An 18,293-nucleotide genomic window follows, 5' to 3' on the forward strand; every position below is an offset into this window, starting at 1 on the left:
AAAATTTTTCACGGCGGACCTAACGCATTCCTTCCGTAAGAAACGCCTGACGTTCAACCGTGAGCGGCCTCACTGTCTGCCGGGATTTGTCGTTGTTGGTCAAACGCCGCAACAAGTGCCAGAGTGCGGCCTGATCGTCGCACGACAACTGCCGGAAAGCCCCCAGCAAACCGGACTCATCGGCGCTCAGCCCCTCGAGCGGTGCCGGGGTGCGGATACCGCTGAGCACATAGAGTGCATCCACGCCCTGGGTTGCCAATGCCGCCAGGTAATCGACCCGCGGCGAGCGTTCACCACTCTCGTATTTGCCCTGGGCATTGGGTTCGACCCCGCCGATATCGCCAAACACGCGCTGGGTCATCCCCAGACGCTCACGCTCTTCCCGCAGCCGCGGACCGATTCCATTCATGGGGGTCTCCTTATCCCTGATCACACTCATGTACGGCCTACCCACCTGCAGGCGGCCGTGAACGCCTGGGTTCACTATGCCGATGCTCACCAGTCGCGACAAGCCATCATTGAGCTATTAGTCGATCGTGCGCTGCATGCGCACAAAGCATTCGTCCTCACCCATTTCGACGAAGCCGTGGCGCTGGTAGAGCACACGCGCCGGGTTGCTGCGAAACACCATCAGCCGCAGCAGCGGCAGGTGCCGCTGGCGGGCCCACAGTGCCAACTGCTCCAGCACCCGGCTGCCGACCCCACGCCCACGGTGCTCGGGTAGCAGGTGCAACTCGCGGATGAACAACGCCTGGCGGTCCTGGCTGAGGCTGCAGAAGCCGAGTACCGCGTCGCCTTCGGTCACCAGCCACTGCTCGCGCCAGCCCCAGGCTTCGTCGAAGGCTTCCTCTAGCCACAGCAGGTCGTATTCGCGGTAGTACGGCAGCATGGCGCGGCGCGTGAGGTCGCGGGCGAAGGTGCGGTGGGAGTCGTTGGCGGGGGTCAGTTGTAGAGGCATGGGTTCTCTGGTCTGGCAGCTCTTGCACTGTCGTTTGTAGGAGCGGCCTTGTGTCGCGACAGGGCTGCACAGCAGCCCCGGGATTTCGGCATGGAGCCATTATTGCCGGGGCCGCTCTGCGGCCCTGTCGCGACACAAGGCCGCTCCTACAGGGGTCAGCACAGTCCCGATAAATCATTATCGCTCATTGGGCGTAGCACACGGGCGAACTGCCGGGCCCACGGCGATCCAGTTCGTCCTCCAGCCATTCGGCCAACACCCGGGCATTGTTGTGCTCGGTATCCTTGCCCGCATAAAGCAATGTCAGCGTGCCCTTTCCGGCCAGGTCCAGCAGCGGATACCAGTGCTCGGGGTGGGCCGCCAGCTCTTGCTGGTAACGCTTGGTGAAGCCGGCGAAATCCACTTCACCCTGGTGAAACGCCTTGCGCAACTCATCCGAGGGTGCAACTTCGCGCAACCACTGCCCGTGCAGGTCGTCCTTGCGTTTGTTACGCGGCCAAAGGCGATCGACCAGCACGCGCTGGCCGTCGTCTTGCTCAACCGCATCGTAGACACGCTTGCAGCGAATCACGGGTTTCTCCTGCCACTACCGTCCGTCTTGAGCCTAGATAAATCATTGATCGAGGTCACGGCCGGGTTACGAATTGTTTCTATGCTCAAGGCCTTCGGCACCCTTGCCCCACCCCGACCGGAGCCACCATGGCAACCCCTTCACTGGCCAGCCTGCCGCAACTGGCCCAACGCGATGCACGCCCGCAACTTGCCCACAAGCCCGGGCGAGCCACCCTGGTGTTGTTCTTCGGCCTGCTGCTGGCCGGTATCGCCTACACCGCCTGGAGCCTGAAGCAGGATGTGACGGCCAGCGGCACGGTAATCACCACGGTCACACCATTCCTGCTGCTGGGCCTGGCGTTGCTGATTGCCCTGGGCTTCGAGTTCGTCAATGGCTTCCATGACACCGCCAACGCAGTGGCCACCGTCATCTACACCCACTCGTTGCCTGCCCCCGTCGCCGTGGTCTGGTCCGGGCTGTGCAACTTCCTCGGCGTGCTGCTTTCCAGTGGCGCGGTGGCGTTCGGCATCATCGCCCTGCTGCCGGTGGAGCTGATTCTGCAGGTCGGCTCCTCGGCCGGCTTCGCCATGGTCTTCGCCCTGCTGCTGGCGGCGATCATCTGGAACCTCGGCACCTGGTGGCTGGGCCTGCCGGCCTCATCCTCGCACACCCTGATCGGTTCGATCATCGGCGTGGGCGTGGCCAATGCGCTGATGCACGGGCGCGACGGTACCAGCGGCGTGGACTGGGCCCAGGCCAGCAAGGTCGGTTATGCCCTGCTGTTCTCGCCACTGCTCGGCTTTGCCTGTGCCGCCCTGTTGCTGCTGGCCCTGCGCACGCTGGTCAAGCGCAAGGCACTGTACCAGGCGCCGGAAGGCCAGACACCACCACCGTGGTGGATTCGCGGCGTACTGATCCTGACCTGCACCGGGGTGTCCTTTGCCCACGGCTCCAACGACGGCCAGAAAGGCATGGGCCTGATCATGCTGATTCTGGTTGGTACCCTGCCGATGGCTTACGCATTGAACAAGACCATGCCCAATGAGCAGGCCATGCAGTTTTCCGCGGTCGCCGAGGTTACCCGCCAGGCACTGGTGCGCGGCGCCCGGCAAGCAGCACCGGCCGACCCACGCCAGGTGCTGACCACGTTCATTGCCGAGCCCAGGGCCAACCCGCAACTGATACCGGCGCTGGCGGCACTGGCCGGCATGATCGGCGAAGAGGTCAAAGGTTATGGCTCGCTCAAGCGGGTACCGGCCGAAGCCATGGCCAACGTGCGCAACGACATGTACCTGACCAGCGAAGCCATCCGCCTGATCGAGAAGAACCAGCTGGTGGTGTTCGATGCAGGCACCCGCAGCCAGGTGCTGCTGTTCAAGACCCAGCTGGACGATGCCACCCGCTACATCCCGCTGTGGGTGAAAGTGGCCGTGGCCATCGCACTGGGGCTCGGTACCATGGTCGGCTGGCGGCGCATCGTGGTGACGGTAGGCGAGAAGATCGGCAAGACCCACCTCAGCTATGCCCAAGGGGCTTCGGCCGAAGTGGTGGCAATGTGCACCATTGGTGCGGCGGACATGTTCGGGCTGCCGGTGTCGACCACCCACGTGCTGAGTTCCGGGGTGGCCGGGACCATGGTGGCCAACGGGTCGGGGATACAGAAGCGCACGCTGGTCAACCTGCTGATGGCCTGGGTGCTGACCTTGCCGGCAGCGATGCTGTTGGCCGGCAGCCTGTACTGGCTGCTGCACCACATTTTCTGAAAAGCTCGAATACGCCCCTTGTAGGAGCGGCCTTGTGTCGCGAAAGGGCTGCAAGGCAGCCCCAGCGATTTATGCATCAGTGCTGAAATCCCGGGGCCGCCTTGCGGCCCTTTCGCGACACAAGGCCGCTCCTACAATGGCCGGTGCATGCACATAAGGCCAGTGTTGCCTGATCAGCCTGGGATTTTCAGGCCCCGCTGCACGGCCGGCCGCTCGAGGAACGCCGCCAGCACCCGCTGCACTTCCTTGAACTGATCGAAGCCAACCAAATCTCGGGCGTTGTAACGCTCAACCAGGTTACGCACCCACGGGAAGATCGCGATATCGGCAATGCTGTACTCGTCGACCATCCATTCCCGGCCTTTCAGATGGCGGTCCAGAACACCGAGCAGGCGCTTGGACTCGTTGACATAACGGTCCCGCGGGCGCTTGTCCTCGTATTCCTTGCCAGCAAAGAAATGGAAGAACCCGACCTGGCCGAACATCGGCCCGATGCCACCCATCTGGAACATCAGCCACTGCAAGGTCTGGTAACGCTGGGCCGGGTCGTGGCTGAGCAACTGGCCGCTCTTCTCCGCCAGGTACTGCAGGATCGCTCCCGACTCGAACAGCGGCAGCGGCTGGCCGCCCGGGCCATTGGGGTCGAGGATGGCGGGGATCTTGTTGTTGGCGCTGAGCGAGATGAACTCGGGGCTCAGCTGGTCATCGTTGTCGAAGCTGACCTTGTGCGGCTCATAGGCCAGGCCGATCTCTTCAAGCATGATCGACACCTTGACGCCGTTGGGCGTCGGCAGCGAATACAGCTGCAGGCGCTCGGGATGTCTGGCGGGCCACTTGCGGGTAATGGGGAAAGCACTGAGATCGGTCATGATCAACCTTGCCTGGGGAATGAACCTCTCACTTTAGAGACATCCCCGGCCGCTGACCATCACCGACCACTCATCAGCACCGGCGGCTCAGGCCTGGCCGTGGGCCTTGAGCTTGAGCTTTTCGGTATCGACGCGAACGAACACCGAGTCGGCAGTCACTGTCAGCACATCGTCGGCCCAGACTTCGCAGAGCACCCGGGTCTTGCGCCCTACCTCACCTTCCACACGCGCCTTGAGCAACAATTCGACGCCCATGGGCGTGGGCTTGAGGTAGTTCAGGCCAAGGCTGCCAGTGACACAGTCGATGCGCGGCAGGCTGCCCGCTTCGCGACCTTCGTTGCGGTAGTGGTAAGCCATTGCCGTCCAGTTGGAGTGACAGTCGACCAGCATCGCCAGCAGCCCACCGTAGACCAGGCCGGGCCAGCCGATGAAGGTGCTGTCAGGCGCGTGTCGGCACACTAGGTGGATGCCGTCGGTGTCCCAGTGGCTTTGCAGGTGCAGGCCGCTGGGGTGGGAGCAACCGCAGCCGTAGCAAGTGCCGTCGGGTGCGGCAAGGGCCTGGAGGGAAAGGGGGTGGTCGTTCATACGCTTCCTGTGCTTATTGATATGGGGGGCGCGCAACGCCCCCACATTAAAGCAGAAACATCAGGCCGTCTGGGCAACCACCCTGGCGCGCCGCTGGGTCAGCGAAACCAGCAGGATGAACGCGGTCACCCCGGCGGTCATCAGCGTCTCGTAGCGGTAGGCATCGCTGAACAGCATGTAGCCCAGCACCATGACGATGGTGCCGATCACCAGCCAGGTCAGCCATGGGAACAGCCACATCTTCAGCTCCAGCGGCCGCCCTTCACGCTCGGCACGGGCCCGCATGCGCAGCTGCGAAACGGCAATCACCAGGTACACCAGCAAGGCGATGGCGCCGGTGGTGGACAGCAGGAAGCCGAATACCTTGCCCGGGAACACATAGTTGACGAAGCACCCGGCAAAGCCGGCCAGGGTCGAGAAGATGACCGCCACGGTCGGTACGCCAGAGCCGGAAATACGCTTGGTAACGCTCAGCGCCTGGCCGCGGGCACCCAGCGAATAGAGCATGCGCGACGCGGTGTACAGGCCCGAGTTCATGCAGCTGGTCACGGCCACCAGCACCACGATATCCACCAGCAGCTTGGCGCCCGGCACGTTCAGCACTTCCAGCACGCGCTGGAACGAACCCACTGCTTTCAGGCCCGGGTCGTTCCACGCCACCAGCGATACCACCAGGAAGATCGACGCCAGGTAGAAGATGGCGATGCGGTACACCACCAGGTTGGTAGCGCGGCGGATCTTGTCTTTAGGGTTGGCGGTTTCGTCAGCGGCAATGGTGACGATTTCGGCACCGAAGAACGAGAAGATGGTGATCAGCACGCCACCGAGCACGGTGCCGAAACCGTTGGGCATGAAGCCGCCGTTATCCCACAACCGGCTGACCCCGGACACCTCGGCCAGCGGCCAGACGCCAAACACCGCCAGGCTGCAGACCACGATGAAGGCGATGATCGCCACCACCTTGACCAGCGCGAACCAGTACTCGAAGGCACCGAAGTTCTTCACGCTGATCAGGTTGGTACCCGACAGCACCAGCATGATCAGGAAGGCGAACAGCCACGACGGCACGCCAGGGAAGTAGGCATGCAGGATGTCGGCGCCGGCAATGGCCTCGACCGGAATGATCAGTACCCAGAACCACCAGTACAGCCAGCCGATGGTAAAGCCCGCCCAAGGGCCGATGGCTTCGGAGGCATAGGTGGAAAACGAGCCGCTGTTGGGGTTGGCGATGGCCATTTCGCCCAGCATGCGCATCACCAGCAGGACCAGCAGGCCGGTCATGGCGTAGGAGATGAGGATGGCCGGGCCGGCGGTGGCGATGGCGTTGGAGGAACCGATGAACAGGCCGGCGCCGATGATGCCGGCGATGGAGATCATGGATACCTGACGGGACGTCAGACCGTGCTGCAGGGAGCGCTGTTTGTTGTTGTGTAGCGAAGCCATGAAGAACCCTCGAATGGGTCGGCCGCAGCGGGGCGGCTGAAGACTGGAGCAGAATTCTTATAAATTTCTGATGTTCGTTGTTGTTGTTTTGCAGATGCCGGAAGCGGGTACTGACCTCCTCTTCGCACGACCGGTTGTAATCGTTGATCCAGGTCAGTATTAATCTATAGGCCGGGGTCAACAAACGACCTTTTCGAAACACATGATTCCGTTACGGAATGAACTCCTTCCTTTTTTGCTCGGTATTTGCCCGTCATGTCCAAACGCCTGATGCCTTCGACCACCGCCCTTCAGTGCTTCGAAGCGGCCGCCCGCCACCTCAGCTTCACCCGCGCGGCCCAGGAACTGCACCTGACCCAGAGCGCCGTCAGCAAGCAGGTGGCGCAGCTCGAGGACATGCTGTCGCACTCGCTGTTCCAGCGCATTCGCCGGCGCCTGCACCTGACCCCGGCCGGCGCGCTGTACCTCACCGAAGTGAACAAGATCCTCACCCAGATCGATATTTCCAGCCGCTACATCCTCAGCTACGGCGATGAGACCGAAGTGCTGCGCATCGCCACCCAGCCCACCTTCGGCGCGCGCTGGCTGGTACCCCGGCTGAAGGGTTTTGGCGACCGCTACCCGCGCATTCACCTGGATATCCGCAATGAGCTGGAGCCGTTCGACCTGGTGCAGGCCAAGGCCGACATTGCGTTTTTCTTCGGCCAGGGCACCTGGCCCGGGGCAACCTGCATCGAGCTGTTCAGCGAGGAAGTGGTGCCGGTGTGCAGCCCGCAGCTGCTGGCCAACCACCGGTTCGACAGCGCCCAGGCGCTGACCGAACACCGCCTGCTGCAGTGCGTGTCGCGCCCGGAGGCCTGGCACGAATGGTTCCTGGGGCTGGGGCTGCATAGCCAGAACAGCTACCACGGGCCCCGCTTCGACACGTTCTACCTGTGCATCCGCGCAGCCATTGCCGGCTGCGGCATCGCCCTGATTCCGCGCTACCTGGTGGCCGAAGAGCTGAGCGAGGGCAAACTGGTGGTGGCCTGGGACCACCCGGTGGCGAGCAATGGCCGGCACTTCATCGCCCATGCCGAGCATGCGGCCGAAGTGCCCAAGGTCAGGGCCTTCGTGCAGTGGATTCGGGAGCGGGTGGCCGAGGGGGAGTGATATCACCTGGGCGAGCCTCTTCGCGGGTAAACCCGCTCCCACAGGGATCGCACAGCTTTCAAGCGTGGCGCCGTACCTGTGGGAGCGGGTTCACCCGCGAAGAGGCCAGTGCCAGCAATACAAAATCAGCCAAGATCAAGAATCCAGGGAATGATCGCAATCGAATAATTCGTTTGCGGAATAACCTGCCAACACGCTTGGATAATAAGAAATTCGAACAAAGGTCCGCGTGCCCATGAATCAGGAAAGTATCAGCCAATCCATTGCCATCGTTCACCCGATCACACTTTCCCATGGCCGTAATGCCGAAGTCTGGGACACCGACGGCAAACGTTACATCGACTTCGTCGGCGGTATCGGTGTACTCAACCTGGGCCACTGCAACCCGGCCGTGGTCGAGGCGATCCAGGCCCAGGCCGCTCGCCTTACCCACTACGCCTTCAACGCAGCCCCCCACGGCCCATACCTGGCGCTGATGGAGCAACTGAGCCAATTCGTACCGGTCAGCTACCCGTTAGCCGGCATGCTCACCAACAGCGGTGCGGAAGCTGCGGAAAACGCCCTGAAAGTGGCCCGTGGTGCCACCGGCAAACGCGCCATCATCGCCTTCGACGGCGGCTTCCACGGTCGCACCCTGGCCACCCTGAACCTCAACGGCAAGGTCGCCCCGTACAAGCAGCGGGTCGGTGAACTGCCGGGGCCGGTGTACCACCTGCCCTACCCCAGCGCCGACACCGGGGTTACCTGCGAACAGGCCCTCAAGGCCATGGACCGCCTGTTCAGCGTCGAGCTGGCAGTGGAGGACGTGGCGGCGTTCATCTTCGAGCCGGTGCAGGGCGAAGGCGGCTTCCTCGCCCTTGACCCAGCCTTCGCCCAGGCCCTGCGCCGCTTCTGCGACGAGCGCGGTATCCTGATCATCATCGACGAGATCCAGTCGGGCTTCGGCCGCACCGGCCAGCGCTTCGCCTTCCCGCGTCTGGGCATCGAGCCCGACCTGCTGCTGTTGGCCAAGAGCATTGCCGGCGGCATGCCGCTGGGAGCGGTGGTCGGGCGCAAGGGGTTGATGGCAGCACTGCCCAAGGGCGGCCTGGGTGGCACCTACTCAGGCAACCCGATCGCCTGCGCAGCGGCCCTGGCCAGCCTGGCGCAGATGACCGACGAGAACATCGCTACCTGGGGTGAGCGCCAGGAGCAGGCAATCGTGCGCCGCTTCGAGCATTGGAAGGCCTCGGGTCTGAGCCCGTTCATCGGCCGCCTGACCGGCGTCGGCGCCATGCGCGGGATCGAGTTCGTCAATGCCGACGGCAGCCCGGCACCGGCGCAACTGGCCAAGGTGATGGACGCGGCGCGGGCCAAGGGCCTGTTGCTGATGCCCAGCGGCAAGGCGCGGCACATCATCCGCCTGCTGGCACCGCTGACCATCGAGGCCGAAGTGCTCGAGGAGGGCCTGGATATCCTCGAGCAGTGCCTGGTGGAGCTGGGCTCCTGAGAGGAACGGGGGCTTAAAGACCCAGTTCCTGCGGGGTGAGCATGTCGGACTCGAAGGCAATCCAGCCGCCTTCGAGTTCGGCGTGGCCGTTGACGATCGGGCCGTAGTAGGTCAGGCCGTTCTCCAGGGTCACGCAGATGTGCGTGGCGTTCTTTTCGGGGGCTGCGAGCGTACCGACGAAATGCACCTTCTTCAGCGTTTCGGTCACCGCTTCCAGGCCAACGCGCATGTTGGGGTTTTCCGAGGCTTCGGCGTCGCCGCCACGGTCTTCGGCGCTGACGGTGATGGTGGCGATGTACGGGTACTTGGTGCTCAAGCGGGTTACCTCTGTGGGTGTGTAGGCGTATGGGCGCGTAGAGTACGGCAGGTGGTCTCCATTGTCTCTACTGGCCTCTTCGCGGGTAAACCCGCTCCCACAGGTACTGCGCACGCCTTGGGCAATGTGCGGTCCCTGTGGGGAGCGGGTTTACCCGCGAAGAGGCCGGGCCTGCAAAAGGTGATCTGAATGCCCCGATCTGTTAGGGTGCCCGCCGATGCACGCCACACCACACGAGGATCCCGAGTGAGCGCCGAAGAACCCCTTATCGCCGACCTGTTCGAGGTCGACAAACGCCTGTCCCTCAAGCCCGTGGTGGACTTCAACAGCTACCTGCGCAACGCCTTCGGCGAAGGCCCGTGCCGTTGCCATCGCTGCACCGAAGGTGGCGACCAAGGCACCTACAGCCACGCCCACACCTTCACCTTCGACGGCCGCCAATGGCACCGCCGCTTTGCCAGCACCTCCGGCAGCGACGTCGCCCAGGCCCTGAAAAAGGCCTGGCTGTCGTACACCAAGGCCGATCTCAACCTGATCGGCGCACTGGACCTGGCCACCCTCAAGACCTTCACCGAAGCCGCCCTGCACACGCGCCTGCTGGCCCTGCTGCCTGCCAGCGGCCTGGCCCGCGAAGTGGATGGCCAGTGGCTGCTGCAAGCCCAGGCCGACTGACGGCCCGGCGGTAAAGCAGGATTCTCCCGTTCTGCTACCGTGGGAGAATCCGCTCATCCGCAGGTAGTCCGCCATGGCCCGTACAACGCCCATCGAGCTGTACCGCAATATCGGTATCGTCGCCCACGTGGACGCCGGCAAGACCACGACCACCGAGCGGATCCTGTTCTACACCGGGGTCAACCACAAGATGGGCGAAGTGCACGATGGTGCCGCGACCATGGACTGGATGGCCCAGGAGCAGGAGCGCGGCATCACCATCACCTCGGCGGCGACCACTGCCTTCTGGCAGGGCTCGACCAAGCAGTTCGCTCACAAGTACCGCTTCAACATCATCGACACCCCGGGCCACGTCGACTTCACCATCGAGGTGGAGCGCTCGCTGCGCGTGCTCGATGGCGCGGTAGTGGTGTTCAGCGGCGCGGACGGGGTCGAACCGCAGTCCGAGACCGTATGGCGCCAGGCCAACAAGTACCATGTGCCGCGCCTGGCCTACATCAACAAGATGGACCGCCAGGGCGCCGACTTCCTGCGCGTGGTCAAGCAGATCGACCAGCGCCTGGGCCACCATCCGGTGCCGATCCAGCTGGCCATCGGCAGCGAAGAGAATTTCATCGGCCAGATCGACCTGGTGAAGATGAAGGCCATCTATTGGAACGATGCCGACCAGGGCACCAGCTACCGCGAAGAAGACATCCCTGCCGAGCTGCAGGCGCTGGCCGACGAATGGCGCGCGCACATGATCGAGGCCGCCGCCGAAGCCAATGATGAGCTGACCATGAAGTTTCTCGATGGCGAGGAACTGAGCGTCGATGAAATCAAGGCTGCCTTGCGTCAGCGCACCATCGCCAATGAAATCGTGCCGACAATCCTCGGCTCGTCGTTCAAGAACAAGGGCGTGCCGCTGATGCTCGACGCGGTCATCGACTACCTCCCCGCCCCGTCGGAGATCCCGGCCATCAAGGGCACCGACCCGGATGACGAAGAAAAGCACCTGGAGCGACACGCCGACGACAGCGAGCCGTTCTCGGCCCTGGCATTCAAGATCGCCACCGACCCGTTCGTCGGCACCCTGACCTTCGCCCGGGTCTACTCCGGCGTGCTCAGCTCCGGCAACGCGGTACTCAACTCGGTAAAGGGCAAGAAGGAACGCATCGGCCGCATGGTGCAGATGCATGCCAACCAGCGGGCTGAAATCAAGGATGTGTGCGCCGGCGACATCGCCGCGCTGATCGGCATGAAGGACGTGACCACCGGCGACACCCTGTGCGACATGGACAAGCCGATCATCCTCGAACGCATGGACTTCCCCGACCCGGTAATTTCCGTGGCGGTGGAGCCCAAGACCAAGGCCGACCAGGAAAAAATGGGCATCGCCCTGGGCAAGCTGGCCCAGGAAGATCCGTCATTCCGCGTGCGCACCGACGAGGAAACCGGCCAGACCATTATCTCGGGCATGGGCGAGTTGCACCTGGACATCATCGTCGACCGCATGCGCCGCGAGTTCAACGTCGAGGCCAACATCGGCAAGCCGCAGGTGGCCTACCGCGAGAAAATCCGCAACACCTGCGAGATCGAGGGCCGCTTCGTCCGCCAGTCCGGCGGCCGAGGCCAGTACGGCCACTGCTGGATCCGCTTCGCCCCCGGCGACGAGGGCAAGGAAGGCCTGGAGTTCATCAACGAGATCGTTGGCGGCGTGGTACCACGCGAATACATCCCGGCTATCCAGAAAGGCATCGAGGAGCAGATGAAGAACGGCGTGCTGGCCGGCTACCCGCTGATCAACCTGAAGGCGGCGGTGTTCGACGGCTCGTACCACGATGTCGACTCGAACGAAATGGCCTACAAGATCGCCGCCTCGATGGCCACCAAGCAGCTGTCGCAGAAAGGTGGGGCGGTGTTGCTGGAACCGGTGATGAAGGTGGAAGTGGTGACCCCGGAGGAATACCAGGGTGACATCCTCGGCGACCTGAGCCGGCGCCGCGGGATGATCCAGGACGGTGACGAAACGCCGGCCGGCAAGGTGATCCGTGCCGAGGTGCCGCTGGGCGAGATGTTCGGCTACGCCACCTCGATGCGCTCCATGACCCAGGGCCGGGCCAGCTTCTCGATGGAGTTCACCCGTTATGCCGAGGCACCGGCGAGCATTGCCGATGCCATCGTCAAGAAGAACCGCGGGGAATAAATCCTTCTCCTGCACCGGCCTCTTCGCGGCTAAAGCCGCTCCCACAGGGAATGCATAACCCCTGTAGGAGCGGCTTTAGCCGCGAAGAGGTCAGAACAGGCAACAACCCTTCTCAGTGCTGCTCCCCAGCCCGCTTCAGCAGCTTCTTGCAGCGCTCGGACAGATGCACCACCCGCAACTGCTTGCCCGCCCTCGCATACCGCTCCCGCAAGGTCTTCAACGCCGCAATCGCGGAATAATCGACAAAGCTCAAATGCTGGCAATCCAGGGTCACCTTGGCCGGGTCGTTAGCCGGGTCGAACTGGTTCAGGAACACCGTAGTCGAGGCAAAGAACAGCGTGCCATGCACCTGGTAATGCTTGCCCTCCTCCGCATCCTCATGGCTGTCGGCATACAGCTCCCGCGCATGCTGCCAGGCAAAGTTCACCGCCGCGATGACGATGCCGAACAGAACCGCCACCGCCAGGTCGGTGAGCACCGTTACCAGGGTCACGGCAATGATCGCCAGCACATCGCTCAGCGGCACCTTGTGCAGCACCCGCAACGACGCCCAGGCAAAGGTCTGCTGCGCCACCACGAACATCACCCCGACCAGCGCCGCCAGCGGAATACGCTCGATCAGCGGCGACAGGAACAGCACGAACAGCAGGACCATCACCCCGGCCACCACACCTGACAGCCGGCCACGGCCATTGGAGCTGAGGTTGATCACCGTCTGGCCGATCATCGCGCAACCACCCATGCCACCGCACAGGCCGGAAACCATGTTGGCCGCGCCCAGCGCCACACACTCGCGGTCCGGGTAGCCACGGCTCTCGGTGATTTCATCGGTCAGGTTGAGCGTGAGCAGGGTTTCCAGCAGGCCGACCATGGCCATCAGCACCGCGTAGGGGGCGATGATCTTCAGGGTCTCGAGGTTCCACGGCACGTCCGGCAGGGCCAGCTGCGGCAGGCCACCGGCGATGCGCGCCATGTCGCCCAGGGTGCGTGTGGGCAGGCCGAGCAGGTACACCAGCAAACCAACGCCAAGGATCGCCACCAGCGCTGGCGGCACCGCACGGGTCAACTTCGGCAGCACGTAGACTACCGCCATGGTCAGCGCCACCAGGCCGATCATCAGGTACAGCGGCGTACCGCCGAGCCAGTGCCCGCCCTCCTTGAAGTGCTCCAGCTGGGCCATGGCAATGACGATCGCCAGGCCGTTGACGAAGCCGAGCATCACCGGGTACGGCACCAACCGCACCAGCTTGCCCAGGCGCAGCAAGCCGAACAGGATCATCACCACGCCGCCCAGCAAAACCGTGGCCAGCAGGTACTGCGCACCGTGCTGCACCACCAGCGCAACGATTACCACCGCCATCGAGCCGGCGGCCCCGGAAATCATCCCCGGTCGACCACCGAACAGCGCCGTCAAGGTGCAGATGATGAAGGCGCCATACAGGCCCATCAGCGGGTTGAGGTGAGCCACCAGGGCAAAGGCGATGCACTCGGGCACCAGGGCGAATGAGGTGGTCAGGCCGGCGAGCACGTCGGCGCGAAGTCGGGCGGGTTTCATGGGCATCCTGTGGTGCAGTCCGGATGGACGGATCGAAAACAAGCGGGCGCGATGTTACGGAATTTGTCTGGCAGCGGCCACCGTTCAGCGCACCCGCTCCCGGCTTTGCACGGCCAGGTCCAGAGCGCGCTGCATGTCCAGGCGCGCCGAACGCCCAAGGTCGGGGTGGTTCAGTTGGCCGCCACGCTCAGACGGCAGGATCGGCGCCGTCAGGTCCTCGGCGTCCATCGCTTCGAAATCCTGCTCGGCGCCCAAGGTCAAGGCGCTGCGCCGCAACAGCATGCGCACCTGTTCGGGGGTCAGCGCCGGGTTGATCGACAGCATCGTCGCCACGGTTGCGGTCACCAGCGGTGTTGCGTACGACGTGCCACAATGCGCAGTGCCCGCACCCGGGCGAATGCAGGCCGCCGCACTGACATCCACGCGCATGTCGATGTTGGAGCTATGGCGCTTGCCCACATGTCCAGGGTGTTCGACCGCCACTGACTTGTCACTGCGCTGGTGCCCGCCCACCACCAGCAATTGTTCGGTGATGAACGACGATGGCAGGCGATATTCATCGGTACCCGACCAGGACGCACCATTACCCGCCGAGTTGACCACCACCACATCAGGGTGCTCGGCGCGCAGCCACAGGAAGAACTCCTCGAGCAGTTCCTCATAGCCACTCATGGCCAGCCCGGAACGCACCAGCGAATCGACTTCGTCACCTTTGACATCGCGCGCGCCTACCCGATGGATGCCCCAGCTCCAGTTCAACACCCGCACCCCATCCTCGACCAGGTTCACCGATGCAGCGATGTTGGCGGTGATACCGGCATCCGAGTTGCGCTCGACAATCACCTCGAAGCCAGGACTGTGCTTGCCCAGCCTTGGCAGAAAGCCTTCATCCTGGTTCGCCAGGATACCGGCCACATGGCTGCCGTGACTGCCTGGGCGATCACCGTCGCGCGCATACAGGCATGTCTGCGCCTGCTCGCAGCGCCCTCGATAATGGCTGAAGCCTGGCGCGTCGAAGTCCACCTCTCGCTCGATCACCCCGACCCGCACCGGTTGCACCGGCAAGCTGGAAGCGGCAATTCGCCGCTGGTAGTAGTACAGCGCGTCCATGAAGCGGTTGGCGGCCCACTCATCCGCCTGATCGATGGCCAGGGCGTCACGCCCGCTGCCTTCCTCGCCACGCTCCGGGGCAGACTCCTCGACAATCACTGCGTCCACGCTGACTTCACTGCCCATGCGCAGGATCATCGCGTCGCGCTGCACCAGGTCGCCCACCGGCAAGCGCAACTGGTAGACATTCAGCGGCGGTATGGCACCCACGACCTGGGCGCCGTACTTCCCGGCGATCCGTCGGGCTTCGCCGAGGCCATCATGTTTTTCCTCGATCAAAAGGCTTACCAGGTCCACATAGGTGGTGAGGCCATCCATGTTCTTCGCCACTTCATCAGGCCCGGCGGCCACAACATGGCTGCGCTGGCGGGTCAGCCAAACCGGGTTGCTGGTGCGCTCGCCGTCCTCCAGCCACAGCGGAGCACTGCGCAGGGCTTGTTTGGCAAATTTCAGCGTAAGCCGGTCACCTTGCCGCTCGAAATCGGCTGTCGGCAGCCGCGCACCACCGAGCCAGACCGTCGGCAGCTGCGCCCCGAGCCCCTCGGCGCGCAGGCACCATTGCTGCTGGCCATCGCCAAACAGGTCGCCACAACGCTGCAGCTGTTTGATGCGCAACGAATCAGCTGCAGCCTGGGCACCAAGGCTGCAAAGCCACAACAACAGAATCAGACCACGCTTCATGCCATCAGCCCCACTCACTCCCTGTGAATGCGACTGACGGGAAAGATCAAAGGTTCAGCTATGGCGGACAGCCGTCTCGCCCCAGGTGCTTTCGTAGCCACTTCCCCATCATCGACATGATCCAGACCCGGCAGGAAGTCAGTAAATTTGCCATCATGTCCATTCCACCTGCGGAGATCATGGACATGCCGCTACGCCCCCTATTCGCCGCCTTGCTGCTGGCCGCCAGCCTCACCGCCCAGGCCGCCACCGAGGTATTGCCGCTACAACACCGCAGCAGCGCCGAACTGCTGCCCGCCGCCCAGGCGTTCATTGGCAAGGACGGCACGGTCAGCGCCTTCGAGAACAAGCTGATCGTCAACGCCAGCCCCGAGCGCATCGACGACCTGCGCACCCTGCTGCAACAGCTGGACACCGCACCCAAGCGCCTGCTGATCAGCGTCGACAACAACGACAGCAACTTCCAGGACAACCGTGGCAACGCACGTGTCATCCACTACGGCACCAGCAACCGTGACGGCGGCATGCAGCAGATTCAGGCCAGCGAAGGCCAGCCGGCGCTGATTCAGGTTGGCCAGAGCATCCCGATCACCAGCACCAGCACCGACGGCTACGGGCGCATCCAGAGCAACACCGAATACCGCAACGTGACCCAGGGTTTCTACGTCACGCCCAGCCTGAGCGGCGATACGGTTCGTCTGCAAATAAGCACCAATAATGACCGCATCAGCCAGGAACGTGCTGATGTAGTGAAAGTGCAAAGCACCGACACGACAATCACCGGCAAGCTCGGAGAATGGATCACCCTGGCCGGCTACAACCAGCAGAGCCAAGCCGACCGTAGCGCGTCAAGCCACAGTTACAGCACCCAACGGGGTGAAAACATGACTTTGCGTGTCAAAGTCGACCTTCTCGACTGATCCCAGGCAATTCAAGGCCTCGACCAAAGGCCTTGAAACTGACTGCCAAGTCGCATTAGACCAAAGATGTAGTAAGTGAAAAAAACCACTACAAAACATTTGACAGGGTCTTTTTCCCAAGGGCATGATGGCCTCGCTCCCGCTAATCAGGGGCCCTGGCAAGGGCCTTCGAGGCGCACTCCTCCCACCCCTGGAGGCGTCTCGTGTCTATACGACCCACAAGGCGGTTCGACGGGATTGCGACTGCAACGAAGAAGTTGTCCCGAGGGACGGAAGCGCATCACCGCAGTACTGGCAATCGCGTAGCACCGCAGCAAGGCAACCACGAGCCAACCTGCCGGAGCACCCTTTCGCCTGGCCTGCACACCCTTCCCCTTCGAGCCTTCGCGTTCGCCGCCGCACTCCTGCGAACAGGACAGCCGCCAGCTCCTGATCTGCTCCGAGCATCAGCACAATTACCCCAAGATCGATGCGACGAGGTTTATTTCCATGGCACTGACACGCGAACAGCAAATTGCAGCCCTCGAGAAAGACTGGGCCGAGAACCCGCGCTGGAAAGGCGTGACCCGTACCTACACCGCCGCTGATGTCGTTCGCCTGCGTGGCTCCCTGCAGCCGGAGCACACCCTGGCCCGCCTGGGTGCAGAAAAACTGTGGAAGCTGGTCACCGAAGGTGCCCACCCGTCCTTCCGCCCAGAAAAAGATTTCGTCAACTGCATGGGCGCCCTGACCGGCGGCCAGGCAGTGCAGCAGGTCAAGGCCGGCATCCAGGCCATCTACCTGTCCGGCTGGCAGGTTGCCGCCGACAACAACTCGGCCGAGTCCATGTACCCTGACCAGTCGCTGTACCCGGTCGACTCGGTACCGACCGTGGTCAAGCGCATCAACAACGCCTTCCGCCGCGCCGACCAGATCCAGTGGAAAGCTGGCAAGAACCCGGGCGACGATGGCTACATCGACTACTTCGCACCGATCGTGGCCGACGCCGAAGCCGGTTTCGGTGGCGTACTGAACGCCTACGAGCTGATGAAGAACATGATCGAAGCAGGCGCCGCCGGCGTGCACTTCGAAGACCAGCTGGCCTCGGTGAAAAAATGCGGCCACATGGGTGGCAAGGTACTGGTACCGACCCAGGAAGCCGTGCAAAAGCTGGTGGCCGCGCGCCTGGCAGCTGACGTATCGGGCGTGCCGACCATCATCCTGGCCCGTACCGACGCCAACGCCGCCGACCTGCTGACCAGCGATTGCGACCCGTACGACCAGCCGTTCGTGATTGGCGAGCGCACCCGTGAAGGCTTCTACAAGGTACGCGCCGGCCTCGACCAGGCCATCGCCCGCGGCCTGGCCTACGCGCCGTACGCCGACCTGATCTGGTGCGAAACCGCCAAGCCGGACCTGGACGAAGCCCGCCGCTTCGCCGAAGCGATCAAGAAGGAGTACCCGGACCAGATCCTGTCGTACAACTGCTCGCCTTCCTTCAACTGGAAGAAGAACCTGGACGACGCGACCATCGCCAAGTTCCAGCGCGAGCTGTCGGCAATGGGCTACAAGCACCAGTTCATCACCCTGGCCGGCATCCACAACATGTGGCACGGCATGTTCAACCTGGCGCACGACTACGCCCGCAACGACATGACCGCCTACGTGAAGCTGCAGGAGCAGGAATTCGCTGACGCCAACAAAGGCTACACCTTCGTGGCGCACCAGCAGGAAGTGGGCACTGGCTACTTCGACGACATGACCACCGTGATCCAGGGTGGCGCATCGTCGGTGACTGCACTGACCGGTTCGACCGAGGAAGAGCAATTCCACTGATAGTGGGTTGCTGTTGAAGAAAGGCCCGAGGCTTGTTGAAGCCCCGGGCCTTTCTTTTTGGTCTGTATCACACCCTTCAAGGACAACAGGTTAGCGCCGAACATGTGGGAGCGGCCTTGCGTCGCGAAAGGGCCGCAAAGCGGCCCCGGCAATCTTGCGATGATGCACAAATCCCGGGGGTGCTTCGCACCCCAATCGCGACGCAAGGCCGCTCCCACAGGAGAAAT

The 18,293-nt window shown here is 63.2% G+C and carries 16 protein-coding genes; 7 read left to right on the plus strand and 9 right to left on the minus strand.

Features of this window, described 5'->3' with window-relative positions:
• Positions 1-19 precede the first annotated feature (19 nt).
• The 3 genes from ABNP31_RS17260 to ABNP31_RS17270 form a co-directional block, all read right to left on the minus strand.
• The gene (locus tag ABNP31_RS17260; protein WP_350012587.1) at positions 20-409 is read right to left on the minus strand and encodes a helix-turn-helix domain-containing protein; all 390 of its coding nucleotides are present in this window, start codon (positions 407-409) and stop codon (positions 20-22) included.
• Between the two features lie 117 nt (positions 410-526).
• Complete coding sequence (locus ABNP31_RS17265; RefSeq protein WP_350012588.1) at positions 527-958, minus strand: GNAT family N-acetyltransferase; 432 nt, start codon at positions 956-958, stop codon at positions 527-529.
• Positions 959-1,142: 184 nt separating this feature from the next.
• On the minus strand, positions 1,143-1,529 hold the full coding sequence (locus ABNP31_RS17270) for a DUF488 domain-containing protein (protein WP_350012589.1): 387 nt from the start codon (positions 1,527-1,529) through the stop codon (positions 1,143-1,145).
• Positions 1,530-1,657: 128 nt separating this feature from the next.
• Between ABNP31_RS17270 and ABNP31_RS17275 the strand changes: the two genes are divergently transcribed.
• The gene (locus ABNP31_RS17275) at positions 1,658-3,274 is read left to right on the plus strand and encodes an inorganic phosphate transporter (protein WP_350012590.1); all 1,617 of its coding nucleotides are present in this window, start codon (positions 1,658-1,660) and stop codon (positions 3,272-3,274) included.
• Positions 3,275-3,447: 173 nt separating this feature from the next.
• Here the strand turns inward: ABNP31_RS17275 and ABNP31_RS17280 are convergent, their stop codons facing one another.
• The 3 genes from ABNP31_RS17280 to ABNP31_RS17290 form a co-directional block, all read right to left on the minus strand.
• On the minus strand, positions 3,448-4,143 hold the full coding sequence (locus ABNP31_RS17280; protein ID WP_085664622.1) for a glutathione S-transferase N-terminal domain-containing protein: 696 nt from the start codon (positions 4,141-4,143) through the stop codon (positions 3,448-3,450).
• 87 nt (positions 4,144-4,230) lie between these two features.
• Positions 4,231-4,728: a PaaI family thioesterase gene (locus ABNP31_RS17285; RefSeq protein ID WP_085664621.1), complete on the minus strand. Its 498-nt coding sequence runs from the start codon at positions 4,726-4,728 to the stop codon at positions 4,231-4,233.
• 60 nt (positions 4,729-4,788) lie between these two features.
• Positions 4,789-6,171, minus strand: coding sequence for an amino acid permease (locus ABNP31_RS17290; protein ID WP_025339914.1), 1,383 nt, complete (start codon positions 6,169-6,171; stop codon positions 4,789-4,791).
• A 255-nt stretch (positions 6,172-6,426) separates the two neighbouring features.
• Between ABNP31_RS17290 and gcvA the strand changes: the two genes are divergently transcribed.
• Positions 6,427-7,323 carry a transcriptional regulator GcvA gene (gene gcvA, locus ABNP31_RS17295; RefSeq protein ID WP_085614407.1) on the plus strand — a complete coding sequence of 299 codons (897 nt, stop codon included), beginning with the start codon at positions 6,427-6,429 and terminating at the stop codon, positions 7,321-7,323.
• Positions 7,324-7,558: 235 nt separating this feature from the next.
• A complete protein-coding gene (locus ABNP31_RS17300) occupies positions 7,559-8,812 on the plus strand; it encodes a 2-aminoadipate transaminase (protein ID WP_238066627.1) in 1,254 nt (417 codons plus the stop codon).
• A 13-nt stretch (positions 8,813-8,825) separates the two neighbouring features.
• On the opposite strand, the gene ABNP31_RS17305 is transcribed toward ABNP31_RS17300, so the two are convergent.
• Positions 8,826-9,128, minus strand: coding sequence for a hypothetical protein (locus tag ABNP31_RS17305; protein ID WP_013973376.1), 303 nt, complete (start codon positions 9,126-9,128; stop codon positions 8,826-8,828).
• A 246-nt stretch (positions 9,129-9,374) separates the two neighbouring features.
• Between ABNP31_RS17305 and ABNP31_RS17310 the strand changes: the two genes are divergently transcribed.
• Positions 9,375-9,800, plus strand: coding sequence for a hypothetical protein (locus tag ABNP31_RS17310; protein WP_039613107.1), 426 nt, complete (start codon positions 9,375-9,377; stop codon positions 9,798-9,800).
• Positions 9,801-9,873: 73 nt separating this feature from the next.
• Positions 9,874-11,985, plus strand: a complete 2,112-nt coding sequence (fusA, locus tag ABNP31_RS17315; RefSeq protein WP_085692323.1) for an elongation factor G — start codon at positions 9,874-9,876, stop codon at positions 11,983-11,985.
• A gap of 112 nt (positions 11,986-12,097) precedes the next feature.
• On the opposite strand, the gene ABNP31_RS17320 is transcribed toward fusA, so the two are convergent.
• Both ABNP31_RS17320 and ABNP31_RS17325 read right to left on the minus strand, forming a co-directional pair.
• Entirely contained in the window at positions 12,098-13,540 is a 1,443-nt protein-coding gene (locus tag ABNP31_RS17320) for a SulP family inorganic anion transporter (protein ID WP_350012591.1), read from the minus strand.
• A gap of 84 nt (positions 13,541-13,624) precedes the next feature.
• On the minus strand, positions 13,625-15,331 hold the full coding sequence (locus ABNP31_RS17325) for a S8/S53 family peptidase (RefSeq protein ID WP_350012592.1): 1,707 nt from the start codon (positions 15,329-15,331) through the stop codon (positions 13,625-13,627).
• Between the two features lie 155 nt (positions 15,332-15,486).
• Here ABNP31_RS17325 and ABNP31_RS17330 point away from each other — a divergent pair, with 155 nt between their 5' ends.
• Together ABNP31_RS17330 and aceA are read left to right on the plus strand one after the other, a co-directional pair.
• Positions 15,487-16,251 carry a secretin N-terminal domain-containing protein gene (locus tag ABNP31_RS17330; RefSeq protein WP_170929302.1) on the plus strand — a complete coding sequence of 255 codons (765 nt, stop codon included), beginning with the start codon at positions 15,487-15,489 and terminating at the stop codon, positions 16,249-16,251.
• A gap of 489 nt (positions 16,252-16,740) precedes the next feature.
• Positions 16,741-18,066, plus strand: coding sequence for an isocitrate lyase (gene aceA / locus ABNP31_RS17335; protein ID WP_013973380.1), 1,326 nt, complete (start codon positions 16,741-16,743; stop codon positions 18,064-18,066).
• Positions 18,067-18,293 lie beyond the last annotated feature (227 nt).

It is taken from the genome of Pseudomonas asiatica (assembly GCF_040214835.1).
GTDB lineage: Bacteria > Pseudomonadota > Gammaproteobacteria > Pseudomonadales > Pseudomonadaceae > Aquipseudomonas > Aquipseudomonas putida_Z.